Consider the following 16,568-nt stretch of genomic DNA (forward strand, 5'->3'; position numbering starts at 1 on the left):
CCGCTGCTCACGGCCCTCATAGGCGTCGGCATCGGCATCTCCGCGATCACGGCGCTCGGCGCCACCCTCGGAATGTCCAGCACCACTTCGACCCTGGCGATGATGCTCGGCCTCGCCGTCGGCATCGACTACGCCCTGTTCATCGTCTCCCGCTACCGCGCCGAGCTCACCGAGGGCCGCGACCGCGCCGACGCCGCAGGGCGGGCGGTCGGCACCGCGGGCTCCGCGGTCGTCTTCGCCGGGCTCACCGTCATCGTGGCCCTCGCGGGCCTGGCCGTGGTGAACATCCCGATGCTCACCAAGATGGGCCTGGCCGCTGCGGGCACCGTCGCCGTCGCCGTACTCGTCGCCCTCACCCTCGTGCCCGCGCTGCTCGGCTTCGCGCCGGTCAAGGTCCTTCGCCGCCGGGACCGCGAGCAGTTCACCGGCAAGCCGCTCAGCGTCCGCCAGCAGCGCAAGGCCGCCAAGCGTGCCGAGAAGGACGCCCGGCGCAAGCCCAACCTCGGCTCCCGCTGGGCCAGTTATGTCCTGCGCCACCCCGTCGCCGTACTACTCCTGGCCGTCCTCGGCCTCGGCGTGGCCGCCGTGCCCGCCGCCAGTCTGGAACTCGGTCTGCCCGGCGAGGGCACCATGGCCCCCGACACCACCCAGCGCAAGGCCTACGACATGCTCTCGGAGTCCTTCGGCGCCGGGTCCAACGGGCCGCTGATGATCACCGTGGAGGGCCAGGAAGCGGCCGTCGCGGCCGACACCGTCGGCAAGCGACTCGCCGAGCAGGACGGCGTCTCCAGCGTCACCCCGGCCACGCCCAACGAGGCCGGCGACACCGCGATCCTGAACGTCGTCCCGGCCACCGGCCCCACCGACGGTGCGACCGAAGACCTGGTGCGCCACCTGCGCTCCCTCGCCGGCGGCTTCCAGGCCGACACCGGCGCCGAGGTCCTGATCACCGGCCAGACCGCGATGTTCATCGACTTCTCCAGGACGCTCGACGACGCCCTGCTCCCCTATCTCGGCCTGGTCGTGGGCCTGGCGTTCCTGCTCCTGATGGTGGTCTTCCGCTCGGTCCTCGTGCCGCTCAAGGCCGCGCTCGGCTTCCTGCTCTCGGTGACCGCCGCGCTCGGCGCCGTGGTCGCGGTCTTCCAGTGGGGCTGGCTCGCCGACGTCTTCGGCGTCGACCAGCCGAGCCCGATCATGAGCACGATGCCGATCTTCATGATCGGTGTGGTCTTCGGCCTCGCCATGGACTACGAGGTGTTCCTGGTGACCCGCATGCGGGAGGCGTACGTTCACGGGGCGCGGCCCGACGAGGCCGTCGTCACCGGGTTCCGCTACGGCGGCCGGGTGGTCGCCGCGGCCGCCGCCATCATGATCAGCGTGTTCTCCGGCTTCATCGTGGAGGACAACGACTTCATCAAGATGATCGGCTTCGGCCTCGCGGCCGCGGTGCTCTTCGACGCCTTCCTCGTCCGCATGACGATCGTCCCCGCCCTGTTCGCCCTGCTCGGCAAGGGCGCCTGGTGGCTGCCGCGCTGGCTCGACCGACTGCTGCCCAACCTCGACGTCGAGGGCGAGGAGCTCTCCCGCACGGCCCCGGCCGGGCGGGTGGTGCCTGCGCACCGCGCACATGAACTGGTCGACTAGCGACCCGGGTTGACTGGGTCAGGCCCAGCGGCTCGCCGCTGGGTCTGCCGCGTGCGGCTGCCGGTGCTGCCCCGACGCCGCCACCGAGCAGGTCGTGGCCAGCGGTCTCGTTCCTGAACTGGCCTATGCGTTCGGCGGCCCGTGCCACTTCCTGCTGCCCGACCGCTTCGACATCAACCTTCGGGCCATGCAGGACGCGCTCGCCTCGGCCGGGGCCGAGGGCTTCGTGTACGTCGCAAAGAAGGCCAGCAAGGCCGCGCTCTTCGTCGAGCGTGCTGCGGCGGGCGGCGCCAGTGTGGACGTCGCTTCCGTCTTCGAGCTGCGCGAGGCCCTCGGCCACGACGTACGGGGCTAGCACCTCGCTGTCAACGGTCCTGCCAAGGACCCGGCCCCTGCTCCATCTGGCCGTCCAGCACGGCGCGCTGGTCGCCGTGGACTCCCTCGACGAGCTCGACGCCCTCGTCACCATCGCCCTGACCGGCCAATCCGGCCCGCCCGGATCCTGCTGCGGGTTCTGCCGCCGCACAGCCGCACAGCCGCTTCGGACTCACCGAAGCCGAATTGGCTACGGCCCCAGCTACACCGACGCGGACACCTGGCACAGCTTCCTCGCCGAGCACGAGAGCCTGGCTGGGGAGCCTGGACCGCCTCCGGTTCATGGATGCAGTGTTGCCTCGCCCCTGACGAGAATGCCGGTGCGCTGGCCCGGGCGTACGGCGACGGGCCCGGCGACCCTGATGCCGACGGGGCTCTCCAGCCCCTCGACGGAGACGGTGACCATGGCGTCGTGGCCGTAGAAGATCACGTCGGTGACGGTGCCTTGGGCGGCCGTCGCGGTTTGGGTGAGCTGGAGTTGCTCGGGCCGCAGCAGGACAGTGCCCTCGCTCCGGCCTGCAGGGGGCGCCACGAGGGGAAGGCGGCCGAGGGCGGTGGTTGCGGTGCCGTGGTCTGCGATGCCGGGGATGAGTACGGCGTCGCCGACGAAGCGGGCCACCCAGGGGTCAGCAGGGCGACGGTAGACCTCCTGAGGGGTGTCGCACTGAGCCACGCGGCCGTCCCGTACGACGGCGACGAGGTCGGCCGTGGAGAGGGCTTCCTGCTGGTCGTGGGTGACCAGCAGGGCGGTGGCTCCGGTGGCGCGCAGGGCGGCTCGGACATCTGCCCGGACACCAGTCCGCAGGGCGCTGTCGAGGGCATTGAACGGTTCGTCCAACAGCACCAGGGCCGGCTCCGGCGCCAGGGCTCGGGCCAGGGCGATGCGCTGCTGCTGGCCTCCGGACAGCTCGTGTGGCATCCGGTCGCCGAAACCGCCGAGGCCGACAAGTTCGAGCATCTCCTCGGTGCGGCTGCGGCGCCCGGCGCGGTCGTGGCCCCTCAGCCCGAAGGCGACATTGTGGGCGACGCTCAAGTGCGGGAAGAGAGCACCTTCCTGGGGGACGATGGCGATGCGGCGGCGCTCCGGGGGAAGGTGGAATCCGGGGCCGGACAGGGTGCGTCCGCCGACGGTAACGGTGCCCGCGTCGGCGCGCAGGAAGCCGGCGATGATGCGGAGCAGGGTGGTCTTGCCGCAGCCGGAGGGACCAAGGAGGGCGGTCAGGGTGCCGGCGGGGACGGTGAGGTCGAGTCCGCGCAGGACGGGCGCGTCCGGGCCGTAGGACTTCGACACTGCGGTGATCTGTACGTCGGTCATGTGCGGTGCCGCCCGAGGAGGTAGGAGGGGATGGCCGCCAGCAGGATCAGCGCCGCGGCATAGGGGGCCGCGGCGGCAAAGGATCCGGTGCCGGTCTCGGTCCAGAGCCGGGTGGCCAGGGTGTCCATCCCGGTGGGTCGCAGCAGGAGGGTCGCTGGGAGTTCCTTCATGCACACCACGAAGGTCAGAGCGGCTCCGGCGGCGACCCCGGGCGCGGCGAGCGGCACGGTGACCTCGCGCAGCACCCTCAGCGGGGAGCGGCCGAGCGAACGGGCGACGTCCTCCAGTACCGGCGGCGATTGGAGCACCGCGGCGCGGGTGGCGGCCACCGCGACGGGCAGGAAGAGCACGGCGTACGCGCAGACCAGGAGCGGGAGTTCCTGGTAAAGGGGTTCGGCGTAGCGGACCGCGAAGAAGACCAGGGACAGTGCAACGGTGATGCCGGGCAGCGCGTGCCCGGCATAGGCGGACTGCTCCAGCAGGTGTGCGGTCCGGCCCCGGTGGCGGGCGGCGATCACCCCGACGGGCAGGGCGAGGAGGGTCGTCAGCGCGGCTCCCGCGGCGGCGACGCCGAGGGTCGTGCCGGCGGTGTCGAAGAGCACGACAGGGTCCCAGGTCGCGGAGTTGCCCACGGCGAGCCAGTACCCGAGCGTGGCCAGCGGCATGAGGACGGCGACGGCCGCGACCATCGTGCACCAGGCCAGGGCGGGTATCCGCCACCGGCCCAGCGGCGCGGAGACGGCGGGGCGTGCAGTGCCGGTCCCGGTCCTGGCGTGGCCCGCGCGACCGCGGGTACGAGCCTCGACGGTCACGAGCAGGATCGTCATCACCACCAGGACGATGCTGAGGGCGGCGGCCGGGGTGCGGTCGAAGCTGGCCCGATAGGACGTGTAGATACCGCGGGTGAAGGTGTCGTACCGCATCAGCGAGACGGCGCCGAAGTCGGAGAACACGTACAGCGCAACCAGTACGGCCCCCCCGGCCGCGGCGGGGCGCACCTGCGGCAGCGTGACGCGCAGGAAGGTCCTCAGCGGCCCGTGGCCGAGCGAGCGCGAGACCTCCTCCTGCGCAGGATCGGCCCCGCGCAGTGCGGCGGTGACGGGCAGGTAGACGTACGGGAAGCTCACCAGCGTCAGCGCGAGGGCGGCGCCGCCGAAGCCCGCGAGCCCCGGGAACGCGGACAGCCAGGTGAACGCGGCGACGTAGCTCGGCACGGCCAGGGGCAGGGTCACCACGACCGACCAGGCCCGGGCGCCGGGCAGCGCGGTCCGTACGGTGAGCCAGGCCAGGGACACGCCGAGCACCAGTGAGGATGATACGACGACGACAGCCAGTCCGAGGCTGCGGCCGAGCAGCAGGGCGGTGCGCTCGTTGGCGATGACGTCCCAGGCGAACGCGGGTCCGCGTTCCAGGGAGCGGATGGCGAGGTAGCCAAGCGGCAGCAGCGCGAACACCGCGGCGAGGACTGCGGGAACGAGGAGGACAGCAGGCGGGCGGCGCTCGGCGCGCAGCCGCCCGGCCGGCGCGGTGGCGCCTGCCGGGCGGACTGCGGGATCCGCCGGTACGACGGAATCCGTGGAGTGCATGGGGGTCAGACCATCCCGGCTTCCTGGAGCATCTTCAGGGTCTCCTGAAGTGATTCCAGCTTGCCGAGGTCGATCTTGGGGGCGTCGAGGGAGTCCAGCGGCGGCAGGTCCTTGACGTTGCTGGTCACGCCGGCGGCCAGCGGGTACTCCTTGGTGTCCTCGGCGAAGTACTTCTGTGCCTTCTCCGAGAGCAGGAAGTCGACCGCCTTCTGCGCCACCGGCAGCTGGTCGCTGCCCTTGAGGATGCCGACTCCGGCCGCGTTGACCAGTGCGCCCGGGTCGCCGCCCGGCAGGAAGTGGATCTTCGCCTTGACCTTGCCATCGCCCTTCTCGGCGACCTGCTCGTACCAGTAGTAGTGGTTGACGAGGCCGAGCGAGACCTCGCCCTTGCCGACACCGTCGAGGACCTTGAGGTTGTTGTCGTAGACCTTCGGCTCGTTGGCCTTCAGACCCTTGAGCCAAGCGCGGGCGGCGTCGTCGCCCTCGAGGACGCGCATGCCGGTGACGAAGGCCTGGAAGGAGGCGTTGGTCGGGGCGTAACCAATCTTTCCCTTCCACTCCGGCTTGACCAGGTCGTGCACGGTGTCGGGAACCTTGGACACTTCGCCGGGGTTGTAGGCAAGGACGCGGACGCGCCCGGAGGTGCCCACCCAGTCGCCCGCGCCGCCGCGGAAGGCAGGGTCGACCTTGTCCAGCGACTCCTGGGGCAGCTTCTCCAGCAGGCCCTTGGTGGAGAGGGCGCCGAGGGCTCCCGCGTCCTGGGAGAAGAACAGGCCCGCCTTGGTCTTGTCACCCTCCTCCTGTATCTGGGCGGCGAGTTCGGCGCTCTCGCCGTAGCGGACGGCGATTGTGGTGCCGACGGCCTCCTCAAGCTCGTCCAGGAGCGGCTCGACCAGGTTCTCGTTGCGGCCGGAGTAGATCACGAGCCCGGCGTCGTCCTCATCGACGCCGCAGCCCGCGAGGGCGGGAAGGAGGAGCGCTGCCGCGGAGAAGACGGCGAGACGGTGGACCAAGGGGCGTCGCATGAGAAGCCTTCCTGCACGTGCAGCGAGAACCTGAACGCCCTATAAGTAAGGTAAAGCTAACCTAAAGGCAAGGGTGACGCACGCAACATTTTGGCCTCACCCGGGGTTCGGCGGAGCCGACCCTACCTGTGGATTCCTTATGGATCTTCCATGTCTCATCTGTGACTTTCCTGTGACTATCCAATGAGGTAAGCCTTTCCTAAGATGCGCTCGTGACAGCCCCTTCCGCCCTGCTGCCGGGCTCCAAGAACGTCCCCTTCGCCAGCGATCTCGCGACCCACGGCGACCTCACCGCGGTCATCACCGCCGACGGCCCCGTGACTTACCGCGAGCTCGCCGCCCTGGTGGAAGCGACAGCCAGTCGCCTGGGTCGGACGCGCCGCCTGGTCCTGGTGGTCGGCGCCAACACCATCGAGGCGCTCGTCGTCCACCTCGCGGCACTCTCGGCGGGGCACCCGGTCCTGCTGGTGCCGGGCGACCACCCGGCAGCCGTGCAGTCACTCATCGAGGCATACAACCCGGACGTCGTGGCACGCCCCGATGACGGCGGGGACTGGCTGCTCGACGAGCGGCGCCCTGTCTCCGGGCACGACCTGCACCCGGACCTCGCCCTCCTGCTGAGCACGTCCGGCTCGACAGGGTCGCCGAAACTCGTCCGGCTTTCGCACGAAAACCTTCAGGCCAACGCGGAATCGATAGCCGAGTACTTGGGAATCCGGGACACCGACCGTGCTGCCACTACCTTGCCCATGCATTACTGCTACGGCCTTTCCGTCATCCACAGCCATCTGCTGCGCGGCGCCTCACTGATCCTCACCGACCTCTCCGTCGCAGACACTTGCTTCTGGGATCTGTTCCGGAACGCCCGCGGGACGACCTTCGCAGGTGTCCCGTACACCTTCGACCTGCTCGACCGCGTCGGCTTCGCCGCGATGGACCTGCCCCACCTGCGCTACGTCACCCAGGCAGGCGGACGGCTCTCGCCCGACCGGGTCCAGCACTACGCGGCTCTGGGCCGCGCCGCCGGCTGGGAACTGTTCGCGATGTATGGCCAGACCGAGGCGACCGCCCGCATGGCCTACCTGCCGCCCGGCCTCGCGGAAACCCACCCCGAGGCGGTCGGAGTTCCGATCCCCGGCGGCTCCTTCCGGCTCCAACCGCTGCCAGACTGGCCCGAGAAGAACACCGGCGAGCTGGTGTACGCGGGGCCGAACGTCATGCTCGGCTACGCCCACACCCCCGACGACCTCGCGCTGGGCCGGACCGTGGACGAGCTGCACACCGGCGATGTCGCGCGGCTGACCCCCGAGGGCATGTACGAGATCGTCGGACGCCGCAGCCGGTTCGCGAAGATCCTCGGCCTGCGCATCGACCCCGCGCAGGTCGAGACGATGCTTGCACGACACGGCGTCACGTCCATGTGCACCGGCGACGACGAAGCCCTCGCCATCGCCGCCGTCGGCACGCACGCCTCCGCCGCGCGCCGGATACGAAGCCTGGTGACGAGCGAGTGCGGCCTGCCGGCCCGCGCAGTCCGCGTCCACCTCCTGGCCCCGGAGGCCGGCCTCCCCCGCCTCCCCACAGGCAAGCCCGACTACCGCGCGGTGCGCGAGCTGGCCGGCCCCGCCGACGTCGGCGCATCGACGCCCGAGCACCCCCTCGGCGGCGGCCCCGCAGACCTGTGCCTGCTCTACGCGCGCATCCTCGACCGATCCGAAGTGACGCCGGACAGCACCTTCGTCAGCCTGGGCGGCGACTCCCTTTCGTACGTCGAGATGTCACTCCACCTCGAAGAACGGATCGGCCACCTGCCGACCGACTGGCACACCACTGCGATCCGCGACCTCAGACCGCCCGAACGCAAAGCCCCCAACCGCAGACGCACCCTGGAGACCAGCGTCGCCCTGCGCGCCATGGCGATCTTCTGCATTGTCGGATCGCACATCCACGTCTTCGGCATCAAGGGTGGAGCACATCTGCTCCTCGCCATCGCGGGCTACAACTTCGCCCGCTTCCACCTCACCACCGTCGAACGCGGCGAACGCATCCGGCGCGCCTGCCTCAGCATCGCGCGGGTCGCAGTGCCGGCCATGATCTGGATCGGCTTCGTACTCTTCCTCAACGACGACTACACCCTGGCCAACCTCGCTCTCCTCGACAGCGTGCTGGGGCCCGAGGACAGCAGAACGGGCATGCACTTCTGGTTCATCGAGGCCTTGGTCTACATCCTGATCGTCGCCGTGGCCCTCCTGGCGCTCCCCCTCGCGGACCGGGCAGAGCGCCGGTTCCCCTACGGCCTGCCCCTGACGCTCGCCGCCCTCGGCCTGCTCACCCGCTACGATCTGCTCGGCCTCCCCGACCGCGCCCAGCTACCCGACGCGGTCACCGTCTTCTGGCTGTTCGCACTCGGCTGGGCGGCGGCGAAAGCCCGCACCAAGACACAGCGGATCGTGGTCACGGTCGGCGCGCTGGCCACGATGCCCGGCTTCTTCCCCGGCGACCCCGGACGAGAAGCGATCATCATCGCCACGTTCGCCCTGCTCGTGTGGGCGCCAGCCCTCCCCAGCCGCGAACGCGTCAACCAGGTCGCCGGCCTCCTGGCCACCAGCTCCCTGTACATCTACTTGACCCACTGGCAGATCTTCCCGCTGATCGACGGCTTCTCCAGGCACTTGGCCTTCCTCGCCTCCCTGATCTTCGGCATCGTTTACGGCGCCGTCGCAACCCGCGTCATGCGCGGACTGCCCTCGCTGCTCTCACTGGTTTCGTCTCGCCGAGGCGCCTCTCCCGGGTCTCGCGCTCGGGTTCCGGCGGGCACAGCGGATCGGTCCTCTCGAACCCCTTTGCCAGCAGCCTCCGTTCAAGGTCAGGCAGGTCCTTGACGAGGATGTGCACGGGCATCGGGCCGGCCGCGAACGTACGGCACGCCGACATGGACGCCGCCTTCTACCTCACGCCGCACAGCGGCGGCAGCAGGACCGGCAAGCGCATCAAGCGGGCGCGACCACGCCCGACGGGACGAGGGCCAGTTCCCGTATCGACACCCCCCAAGCGTGGGCCGACGGGATGGTTGACCGATGCAGTCCTCTCCTCGCGCTGTTCCTCGATGTCATCATTGCTCGTGTGAGCTCCCCCGACGCGACACCCAACGCTGACCTGGTGCATGCCCGTTGGGGTGCCTGGGAGGCACCCCACGGAGACTTCATCATGTTCTCCGACGGATCCCTGTCGGTCATGGAACTCGTGCGGTACTCCCCTGCAGGCCGGCTCCATGACATGCGGGCCGAGGACTGGCAATGGTGGGAGGTCCTACGGGCCACCGCGTGGACCCCCAGCGACTGGATGAACGTCGATACGACGTCTGCCTCATGCACCTATGCCGGAAGCCGTGCCCTGGCAGGTGAATCATCGGACCACGGCAGTATCGGCTGGGTCGCCCTGACTCGGGACGACGACCACAACACCTTGGAATGGATCGCGGTCTCCTGCTCGTCCAATCCGTTCACCGAAGTCACCTTGGACGCAACCACGGTGACCGCCACCAGCACCCTGGGCCGCATCTGGACCTTCCCCAGAAGCACTCCCCAGCTGGTGAAGATCACCGGGGATCCGACCTGTCTCCGGCCCTCGCCGTCTCAGACAGGCGGTCCCGCCAGCTAATCAAGGCTCCGTCCACTGCGTGAACGAGGTCATTCACCAGGTGAAGCGTGCGGCCCTGTCTCCGCGTGTTCGTGTCCAGGCCGGGGCGATCGGCGGCGGTCTCGCAGGTCGGCGTGTGCTGCTGGTCGAGACGGTTCCGCACGACGGGCACCCCGGCTGCTCAGGCGGGGACGGGGTCCAGGTCAACATCATGAAAGGGTGGATAGCTCTCGTTGCCCATTCGCTCGGCCGCATCGATGTAGTCGGCAAGAGCGTCGCGGGATTGAGCGAGCCTGTCCATCTGATCGTCCAGTCGCCGCAGCCGTGACCGCATCGCGGCCAGCAACTCGGGACACCCGGCCAGCTCCGGGGCCTCTCCGGCTGCACAGGGCAGCAGGTACGCGATGTCCTCGGAGGACAAACCGGCACCAAGCAGGTGCCGGATCTGCTTCACCCGCAGCATGGCGTTCTCGTCGTACTCGCGGTAACCGTTCGCGCCGCGGTCTGCCTCCAGCAGGCCCTGGGCCTCGTAGTAGCGCAACTGATGGGCGTTGACGCCCGTCCGACGACTCAGTTCCCCGATCCGCATCGAAACCTCTCTTGACCTTCACACCGGTATCAACGTTGACGATGCTGCCATGAACAACAAAACCGATACACCCGTGACAGTCATCGGACTCGGACTGATGGGCCAGGCACTCGCCGGCGCGTTCCTGAAAGCCGGGCATCCGACAACCGTGTGGAACCGTACGGCCGCCAAGGCCGACCAGTTGGTGGCCGAGGGCGCACGGCTGGCGCCAACGGTTGGCGACGCGCTCGAGGCAGGTTCCCTGACGATCATCTGCGTCACCGACTACCAGGCCATGCACGAGCTGTTCGACGCGAGCGATGTCGAGCTGGGCGGCACGATGTTGATCAATCTGACCTCGGGTGACTCGGCCCAGGCCCGGGAAGCCGCCCGATGGGCCGAGCAGCGCGGCGCCCATTACCTGGACGGCGCCATCATGGCCGTCCCACCGGCGATCGGGACCGCCGACGCGGTGATCCTGCACAGCGGGCCGCAGTCGGACTTCGAGGCACACAAGTCAACACTCGACGCGCTCGGTACCGTCACCTACCTTGGCGCGGACCATGGGCTGGCATCCCTGTACGACGTGGCCGGCCTGGCCATGATGTGGAGCGTCCTGAACGCCTGGCTCCAGGGCACTGCGCTGCTCAGGACGGCCGGTGTTGACGCCGCAACGTATGCGCCGTTTGCGCAGCAGATCGCTACCGGTGTGGCCGCTTGGCTGCCGGGGTATGCCGAGCAGATCGACAGCGGCTCCTTCCCGGCCGAGGTGTCGGCCCTGGAGACCGACGCGCGGGCGATGGCGCACTTGATCGAGGAGAGTGAGGCGGGGGGCGTCAACGCCGAACTACCGAAGTTGTTCAAGGCGATGGCCGACCGCTCGATCGCCGCCGGACACGGTGGGGAGCAGTATCCCGTGCTGATCGAAGAGTTCGGCAAGCCCCGCGACGACTGACCGATCCCCACACGGGCTCTCCCCTCGGGCTTTCGCGCGACGGACTGTCCGGATCTTGATCGCTACCGGGCTGGTTCGAAGTGGACTTCGGTGGTCGGGCTGCTCGGCCAGGTCGAGCAACTCGGCCTGTTCCTGCGGGCCGATGACCAGGTCCGTCGCAGCTTGGTTCCGACCCGTTCCGCGGCGTACTGGCAGTGGACTTCGCCGCTGGGCGGCAGCTGGTGCGGGCCGCGTATGCGGTGCATCCCGAGCGTTCGGCGATGTGCTTCTCCGGGAGCCTTTTGCCGCTGCCCTGGGTCAGAAGGGAGCGTCATCACCACGGGCGAGACGAGCGAGAGGGCTGCGGCCTGCCAGTTGCCGCAGGCCAGCGGAACAGGCCCCACCGGACGAGGAAGTCGCCGAAGTGGTGCGGGTGGCGTGTCCAGCTCCACAATCCTCGGTCCATGCCACGCGATGTGGGCGGCGAGCCGCACGCCCCACACGGTGGTCGCCCCGGCGGTCAGCAGCCGTCTGGTGGCGTCACCGTGGTCCGCGGACAGCGCTTACGAGGCGACGGCCACCGCGGTGAAGGCGAGGCCTCAGGCCACGGCCACAAGCCGGTGTGTTCCCTGACGGCGGCCAGGGCGAAGACGATGAGCACGACGGCGAGCGCGGCGCCGGCGACCAGTGCCAGGTTGGCGGCACATACCGCCCAGGGGTACCCGCTCATCACAATGCCTCCGGCCCGTACCCGCTGCACCCATGGGCCGGCGTGCCCGCGTCACCGGTCCGCGTGGGACGGACGGCGAAAAGGGAGAACGCCGTAGGGAACCTCGCCCGCCTCGCGACTGCCGATCCCCGTTGGCCCGACGGACCGGACCGTCTCTTGACATACACCCACCACCTGGAACGCGCCGGTGCCTCACCAGCCGTGCTCCAGGCCCTCGCCGACGCCTGGATCCACCATGCCGCCCCGCCAATGACCCACGACGGCCTCAGCCCACCCCCGAAGTGGGGACCGGAAATGCGACGGCCTCGTCGAAGTGGCATCGGTGCAGCAGCAGTGGTGGAGTCGTCCGAGCATCCGGCTTCCGTGTATGCCGTGAGGCTAACGGCGGTGACGAAGGGGGTACGGTCGTCGCCCATCTGCGTACCGGCGCTGCGCGCCGGTGCCCACTGGTCCATTCGCAGCTCTACGCCCGGACAGCCAACCGGATCCACAGATTCTTGTCGATCCGGTGTCCGGCCCCGGTGATTGCTTGACGGGTCCCAGCCGTGGCGCACTGGCCAGACAGAGATCGGCCGGGAAGCCCAGCGAGGCCGACCCCGGCCCGGGGCGACCTGTTGTTGCTGGGGTGCGCGCCGGACAAACCAGGTGTAGAGAGGAGGGGTGTTGCAGCGCCTCGTCGGTCTTCGCCGGTCGGCGCGAGGGGGTCACGCCATGGCGGCCATCCCGATCGCGCTGATAGTGGCGATTGTCGTGATCGACGTTCTTGCGCCGCCCGATATTCACCTGGGCCCCTTGCTGGTCGCAGCCCCGGCGATCACCGCGTCGTTCGCCGGCCCCTGGATGACGGGACTGATTGCCGCCCTCTCAGTGGTGGCTCAGGCGGTGATCGCGGTGCTGCGCGATCCGGACGAGTTGTTCTCAGCGAACCACCAGGCCCAGATCGCCGCCCTGGTTCTGGTCGGATCAAGCCTCGTGATCTTCTGCGTACTGCGCGAGCGCCGTGCCAGAGAATTGACGCAGGTGAGGTACGTGTCCGAGACCGCCCAGCGCGTCGTCCTGCGTCCACTGCCCAAGCAGATCGGACCGCTGCGAGTCGCCTCCCTCTATCTTGCCGCCGAGGCCGAGGCACAGATCGGCGGTGACCTGTATGCGGCCTCACGCACCAGCTCCGGCACCCGACTGATCGTCGGCGACGTACGAGGCAAAGGCATGACCGCCGTCGGCGACGCCGCCCTGCTGCTCGGCGCCTTCCGGGCCGCCGCCCACCGCCAGGCGACTCTGCCCGAACTGGCGGCCTACCTGGATGGAAGCGTGTGCTGGAACCTGGCCGAACCCGGGGAGACGGACCAGTCCGGAGAAACCTTCATCACCGCCACCATTCTGGACATCCCCGACCAGGGCAGCATGATCGACATGATCGACTGCGGGCACCCACCGCCGGTTGTACTGCGGAACGGCCGCGCCACGATGATCGAGGCCTACCAGGCCGCGCCTCCACTTGGCCTCGGCGAATTGGCGCACCCCCGCTACCACGTCGACACCTTCACGTTCGAGGCCGGAGACCTCCTGCTGCTGTACACGGACGGGGTCATCGAGGCCCGCGACTCCTACGGCAGTTTCTATCCGCTCACCGAGCGAGTCACCGGCTGGACCGAAACCGACCCCGACGCCTTCCTGCGTCGCCTCCGGCGCGACCTGCTCCACCACGTCGGCGGGCGACTGGGAGACGACGCCGTCATGATCGCGATCGAGCGCCCGCCCACACCCACGTGACGTAGACCTGGACAGTAGTTGCGCCATATGGCCGCAGCATCGTGGGGCCCGGCGCCAGGACGGGCAGCGCGGGCGAGGCTCGACGTCCTCGCGTGTCGGACCGGGGATCGATCGCGTCGTCCTTCACGATGCGTGAAGGCCTTTCAAGCGGGCATCCACAGCAAAGTCATTGCGTTGGTAGCCGTTCGATCCGACCCACCTGTGCCATGTGGTACCGAGGGAGGATCCCAAGATCAGGACCGGGGCGTCTTCTGGCCCGTCAAAGCGGTATTGCAGAGTGCTCTTCGGTGTCTCGCTCACTCGCCTGACCCTCTCATCTGTCACGAACTGCCCCTATGACGGGGGTCACGGCTGTGCGGGCCTGACCAGCTGGAACACCTCGCGGGCAGCGTAGCGCTTGAGGCATCGGACGATTTCGCGTCGGGTCTTGCCCTCCTTAATGCGGCGTTCGTAGTACTCCTGGGTGCGCGGGTCGAAGCGCAGGCGGGTCTGCACGATCCGGTGCAGGGCGGCGTTGGCCTGCCGGTCGCCGCCGCGGTTGAGGCGACGGTACTGCCGACTGCCCGAGCAACGCTCGACGGGGCTGACCCCGCACAGCGCGGCGAAGGACGCCTCACTGCCCAGGCGCTCCGGGTTGTCCCCCATCGTCATCAGCAGAGTGACGGCAGTGTCCGGCCCGATGCCCATCACAGTGAGCAACTGCGGCGCGTAGCGTTCCGCGAGCCGGGCCAGGCGGCGTTCCAGGTCCTGGATCTGCTCGGTAAGCTGCTCGATTCGGTGGGCCAGCAGGCACAGGGTGATGCGGGTGGCCTGCAGCACCGCCTCTTCACCGCCCTCGTCGTGCTTGCTGTCGTCGGCGAACCGTGCGCAGGTACGGAAGAGTTCCGGGTTACCCAGCCCGGCCAGCTCTTCCCGCAGATTCGGGTCGGCGGTAACCAGGACAGCCTTGAGCTGGTTGATCGCCTGGGTGCGCGCCTTGACTGCCGACCCTTTGGTGAGTTTGTACATCCGGGCGATCTGCACGGGTCCGTCACCTGACTTGGCCTGGGCACGTGCCCGCCCGCTCAGCACCGCCCGGGCCGCGTTCTGTGCATCGAGCGGGTCCGATTTGCCGCGCTGACGGCGGTCGGTCCGGTCGGGCCGGTTCACGTCGAGCACTTCCACGCCCTGCGTCAGCAGGTAGCGGGACAGGGCCGCTCCGAAGGAGCCGGTTCCCTCCACCCCGGCCCGGCGAACCGTGCCCAGGCGGCTGGCCCACTGGTGTAGTTCGCGGTATCCGGCCGCGGTGGCCGGGAACGCTTCGTTGCCGATCACTTCCCCCACCAGGGAGAGCACGGCAGCCACATGAGCGTCCCGGTGCGTGTCCACTCCGAGGACCATCTGCCCCGTGGCCGGCGTCGGCGGGCACGCGGGGTAGAGATCGTATCGGTCATGTTCGTTCACCTTCCGACCCGATGGCGCATCGCGTTGCCGGCACCGGACTGCGCGGGCGGTCAGAACTGTGAATAAGCCCTGATTGGTCGGCAGGCCCCTATTGGGACACACTCGGCCAGCCCGGTGGCGGCAACGCACCGTCCCCGGTCAGCGGTCGACACAGCGTGAGTAAGACACCGCGGTCAGAGTTCTCATGAGTCAGACCCACGGCCCGGGACAGCACCCACCCATCCTCCCAGCACGTCAACCACCGTGCGGGCGCGTTCCCAAATCCCATGCTCTGCGCGGAAACCCCGCGTCGAATAGGTGACCGCGCATGCTGCGGGGCCTGTGCGCAGTGCCCGCTCAGCTGCCGGGGGTAGTGCGTGCCGTGCGGCCTGCGAAGGGAAGGGGACGGTGCAGTCGGGGTTGACCGCTCCGAGACGGTTGTAAGGCCAGCAGAACAGGTGGGTACGGGCCTGACAGCGCTCGGCTCCCCCGTTCAGGCTGGAAGCCGCAGTCGGCGTTGCGGCTCCAACATGGCCGGGGGCGGGTGCAACGGGTGGGCTGTCAGGTCATCGCCCCGGGCCTGAACCGTCTGGGGATACCGGCCGCCGTCCTGGCCCTGTCCTTAACGCTCGCCGGATGCGGGGGCATTGGCACCGGGACAGCCGACGACGCCCGGTCGGCGGCCGTCGGTGCAGGGGACGCATCACCCACCGCGTCCGGCGTCCCCAGCACGACACGGGCCAGGCCCCGACAGACACCGGCGGACGCCGATGCGTCCGCCGCATCCGTCCCCGCGCAGCTGCCGGGCCTGGGCCCCCAGACGCTGGCCGGAATCCCCAAGAACGCGCGGCAGGTTGTCCTGGTCACCGGCCGCGGCAGGACTCCCCGAAGTCGCAGGTGGTGCTGTACCGGCGTACCAGCGCGGGCTGGGAGCCAGGAGCCGCTTGGCCGGCGCACAACGCTCTCAAGGGCTGGACGGACGACCATCGCGCCGGCGGTCTCCACTCGCCCATAGGTGTGTTCACCCTCACCGATGCCGGCGGGCTGCTGGCCGATCCCGGCACCAAGCTGCCGTACGACCAGTCGTCGCAGGGCTTCAGGATCGGCGGCACGGGCTTCGAGGGCGAGCCGCTTGCGGGCTCCTTCGACTACGTCATCGCGATCAACTACAACCGCAAGGCCGGAACCTCCCCCCTCGACTGGACCCGCCGCCTCGGCGACGACAAGGGCGGCGGCATCTGGCTGCACGTCGACCACGACGGGCCTACGCACGGCTGCGTGAGCCTGGCGCGGAAACACATGAAAGAACTGCTGCTCACGCTCGATCCCGACCAGCACCCGGTGATCGTCATGGGAGACGCCGAGTCCCTCAAAGGCTGACGCGAACAGTCGAAGACGAAAGCCAGGAGCGCTCCGGAGATCCCGGGGCGCTCGGGCGCTCGGGCAAGTGCCGAACAGGAGGGGAACGTTGATCCGTACTCGCTGCATTATTGGTCGCCGCTGCGGCGGTACTGGCGACAGCGGTGGGACCGCCAGGGCCGGCTGCCGCTGAACAGG

Annotated in this window: 11 protein-coding genes and 2 pseudogenes; 7 read left to right on the forward strand and 6 right to left on the reverse strand. The window is 69.3% G+C overall.

Annotation, left to right across the window (positions count from 1 at the left end; all coding sequences use genetic code 11):
- Both ACWIHY_RS36240 and ACWIHY_RS36245 read left to right on the forward strand, forming a co-directional pair.
- Positions 1-1,644, forward strand: a 1,644-nt coding sequence (locus ACWIHY_RS36240; protein WP_454380701.1) for an MMPL family transporter, incomplete at its 5' end; no start/stop codon positions are given.
- Positions 1,645-1,738: 94 nt separating this feature from the next.
- Entirely contained in the window at positions 1,739-1,999 is a 261-nt protein-coding gene (locus ACWIHY_RS36245; protein WP_454380702.1) for a hypothetical protein, read from the forward strand.
- A 300-nt stretch (positions 2,000-2,299) separates the two neighbouring features.
- Here ACWIHY_RS36245 and ACWIHY_RS36250 read toward each other — a convergent pair whose 3' ends face one another.
- Genes ACWIHY_RS36250 through ACWIHY_RS36260 form a run of 3 tightly spaced genes read right to left on the reverse strand, consistent with a single transcriptional unit; the run spans position 2,300 to position 5,945 of the window.
- Positions 2,300-3,334, reverse strand: a complete 1,035-nt coding sequence (locus ACWIHY_RS36250; RefSeq protein WP_454380704.1) for an ABC transporter ATP-binding protein — start codon at positions 3,332-3,334, stop codon at positions 2,300-2,302.
- Positions 3,331-4,920: an ABC transporter permease gene (locus ACWIHY_RS36255; protein ID WP_454380705.1), complete on the reverse strand. Its 1,590-nt coding sequence runs from the start codon at positions 4,918-4,920 to the stop codon at positions 3,331-3,333. Before ACWIHY_RS36255 ends, ACWIHY_RS36250 begins: the two co-directional genes overlap by 4 nt.
- 5 nt (positions 4,921-4,925) lie before the next feature.
- Entirely contained in the window at positions 4,926-5,945 is a 1,020-nt protein-coding gene (locus tag ACWIHY_RS36260; protein WP_454380707.1) for an iron ABC transporter substrate-binding protein, read from the reverse strand.
- Positions 5,946-6,157: 212 nt separating this feature from the next.
- Between ACWIHY_RS36260 and ACWIHY_RS36265 the strand changes: the two genes are divergently transcribed.
- Together ACWIHY_RS36265 and ACWIHY_RS36270 are read left to right on the forward strand one after the other, a co-directional pair.
- Positions 6,158-8,827 carry an AMP-binding protein gene (locus ACWIHY_RS36265; protein WP_454380709.1) on the forward strand — a complete coding sequence of 890 codons (2,670 nt, stop codon included), beginning with the start codon at positions 6,158-6,160 and terminating at the stop codon, positions 8,825-8,827.
- Between the two features lie 241 nt (positions 8,828-9,068).
- The gene (locus ACWIHY_RS36270) at positions 9,069-9,605 is read left to right on the forward strand and encodes a hypothetical protein (RefSeq protein ID WP_454380711.1); all 537 of its coding nucleotides are present in this window, start codon (positions 9,069-9,071) and stop codon (positions 9,603-9,605) included.
- Between the two features lie 160 nt (positions 9,606-9,765).
- Here ACWIHY_RS36270 and ACWIHY_RS36275 read toward each other — a convergent pair whose 3' ends face one another.
- Positions 9,766-10,173, reverse strand: coding sequence for a MerR family transcriptional regulator (locus tag ACWIHY_RS36275; RefSeq protein WP_454380713.1), 408 nt, complete (start codon positions 10,171-10,173; stop codon positions 9,766-9,768).
- Positions 10,174-10,222: 49 nt separating this feature from the next.
- Between ACWIHY_RS36275 and ACWIHY_RS36280 the strand changes: the two genes are divergently transcribed.
- Positions 10,223-11,107 carry an NAD(P)-dependent oxidoreductase gene (locus ACWIHY_RS36280; RefSeq protein WP_454380715.1) on the forward strand — a complete coding sequence of 295 codons (885 nt, stop codon included), beginning with the start codon at positions 10,223-10,225 and terminating at the stop codon, positions 11,105-11,107.
- A 217-nt stretch (positions 11,108-11,324) separates the two neighbouring features.
- On the opposite strand, the pseudogene ACWIHY_RS36285 reads toward ACWIHY_RS36280, so the two are convergent.
- Positions 11,325-11,816: pseudogene (locus ACWIHY_RS36285) on the reverse strand (DUF1295 domain-containing protein); the annotation flags it as partial.
- A gap of 711 nt (positions 11,817-12,527) precedes the next feature.
- Between ACWIHY_RS36285 and ACWIHY_RS36290 the strand changes: the two are divergent.
- The gene (locus ACWIHY_RS36290; RefSeq protein ID WP_454380717.1) at positions 12,528-13,589 is read left to right on the forward strand and encodes a PP2C family protein-serine/threonine phosphatase; all 1,062 of its coding nucleotides are present in this window, start codon (positions 12,528-12,530) and stop codon (positions 13,587-13,589) included.
- Between the two features lie 345 nt (positions 13,590-13,934).
- Here ACWIHY_RS36290 and ACWIHY_RS36295 read toward each other — a convergent pair whose 3' ends face one another.
- On the reverse strand, positions 13,935-14,969 hold the full coding sequence (locus ACWIHY_RS36295) for an IS110 family transposase (protein WP_454380733.1): 1,035 nt from the start codon (positions 14,967-14,969) through the stop codon (positions 13,935-13,937).
- A 631-nt stretch (positions 14,970-15,600) separates the two neighbouring features.
- On the opposite strand from ACWIHY_RS36295, the pseudogene ACWIHY_RS36300 reads away from it, so the two are divergent.
- A pseudogene (locus ACWIHY_RS36300) lies at positions 15,601-16,391 on the forward strand (L,D-transpeptidase family protein).
- Positions 16,392-16,568 lie beyond the last annotated feature (177 nt).

It is taken from the genome of Streptomyces sp. NPDC055287, from assembly GCF_053646035.1.

Coding starts and splice junctions, on each gene's coding strand:
- ACWIHY_RS36250 (WP_454380704.1), bottom strand. CDS start 3,334: ATGACCGACGTACAGATCACCGCAGTGTCGAAGTCCTACGGCCCGGAC.
- ACWIHY_RS36255 (WP_454380705.1), bottom strand. CDS start 4,920: ATGCACTCCACGGATTCCGTCGTACCGGCGGATCCCGCAGTCCGCCCG.
- ACWIHY_RS36260 (WP_454380707.1), bottom strand. CDS start 5,945: ATGCGACGCCCCTTGGTCCACCGTCTCGCCGTCTTCTCCGCGGCAGCG.
- ACWIHY_RS36275 (WP_454380713.1), bottom strand. CDS start 10,173: ATGCGGATCGGGGAACTGAGTCGTCGGACGGGCGTCAACGCCCATCAG.
- ACWIHY_RS36280 (WP_454380715.1), top strand. CDS start 10,223: ATGAACAACAAAACCGATACACCCGTGACAGTCATCGGACTCGGACTG.
- ACWIHY_RS36290 (WP_454380717.1), top strand. CDS start 12,528: ATGGCGGCCATCCCGATCGCGCTGATAGTGGCGATTGTCGTGATCGAC.
- ACWIHY_RS36295 (WP_454380733.1), bottom strand. CDS start 14,969: ATGGTCCTCGGAGTGGACACGCACCGGGACGCTCATGTGGCTGCCGTG.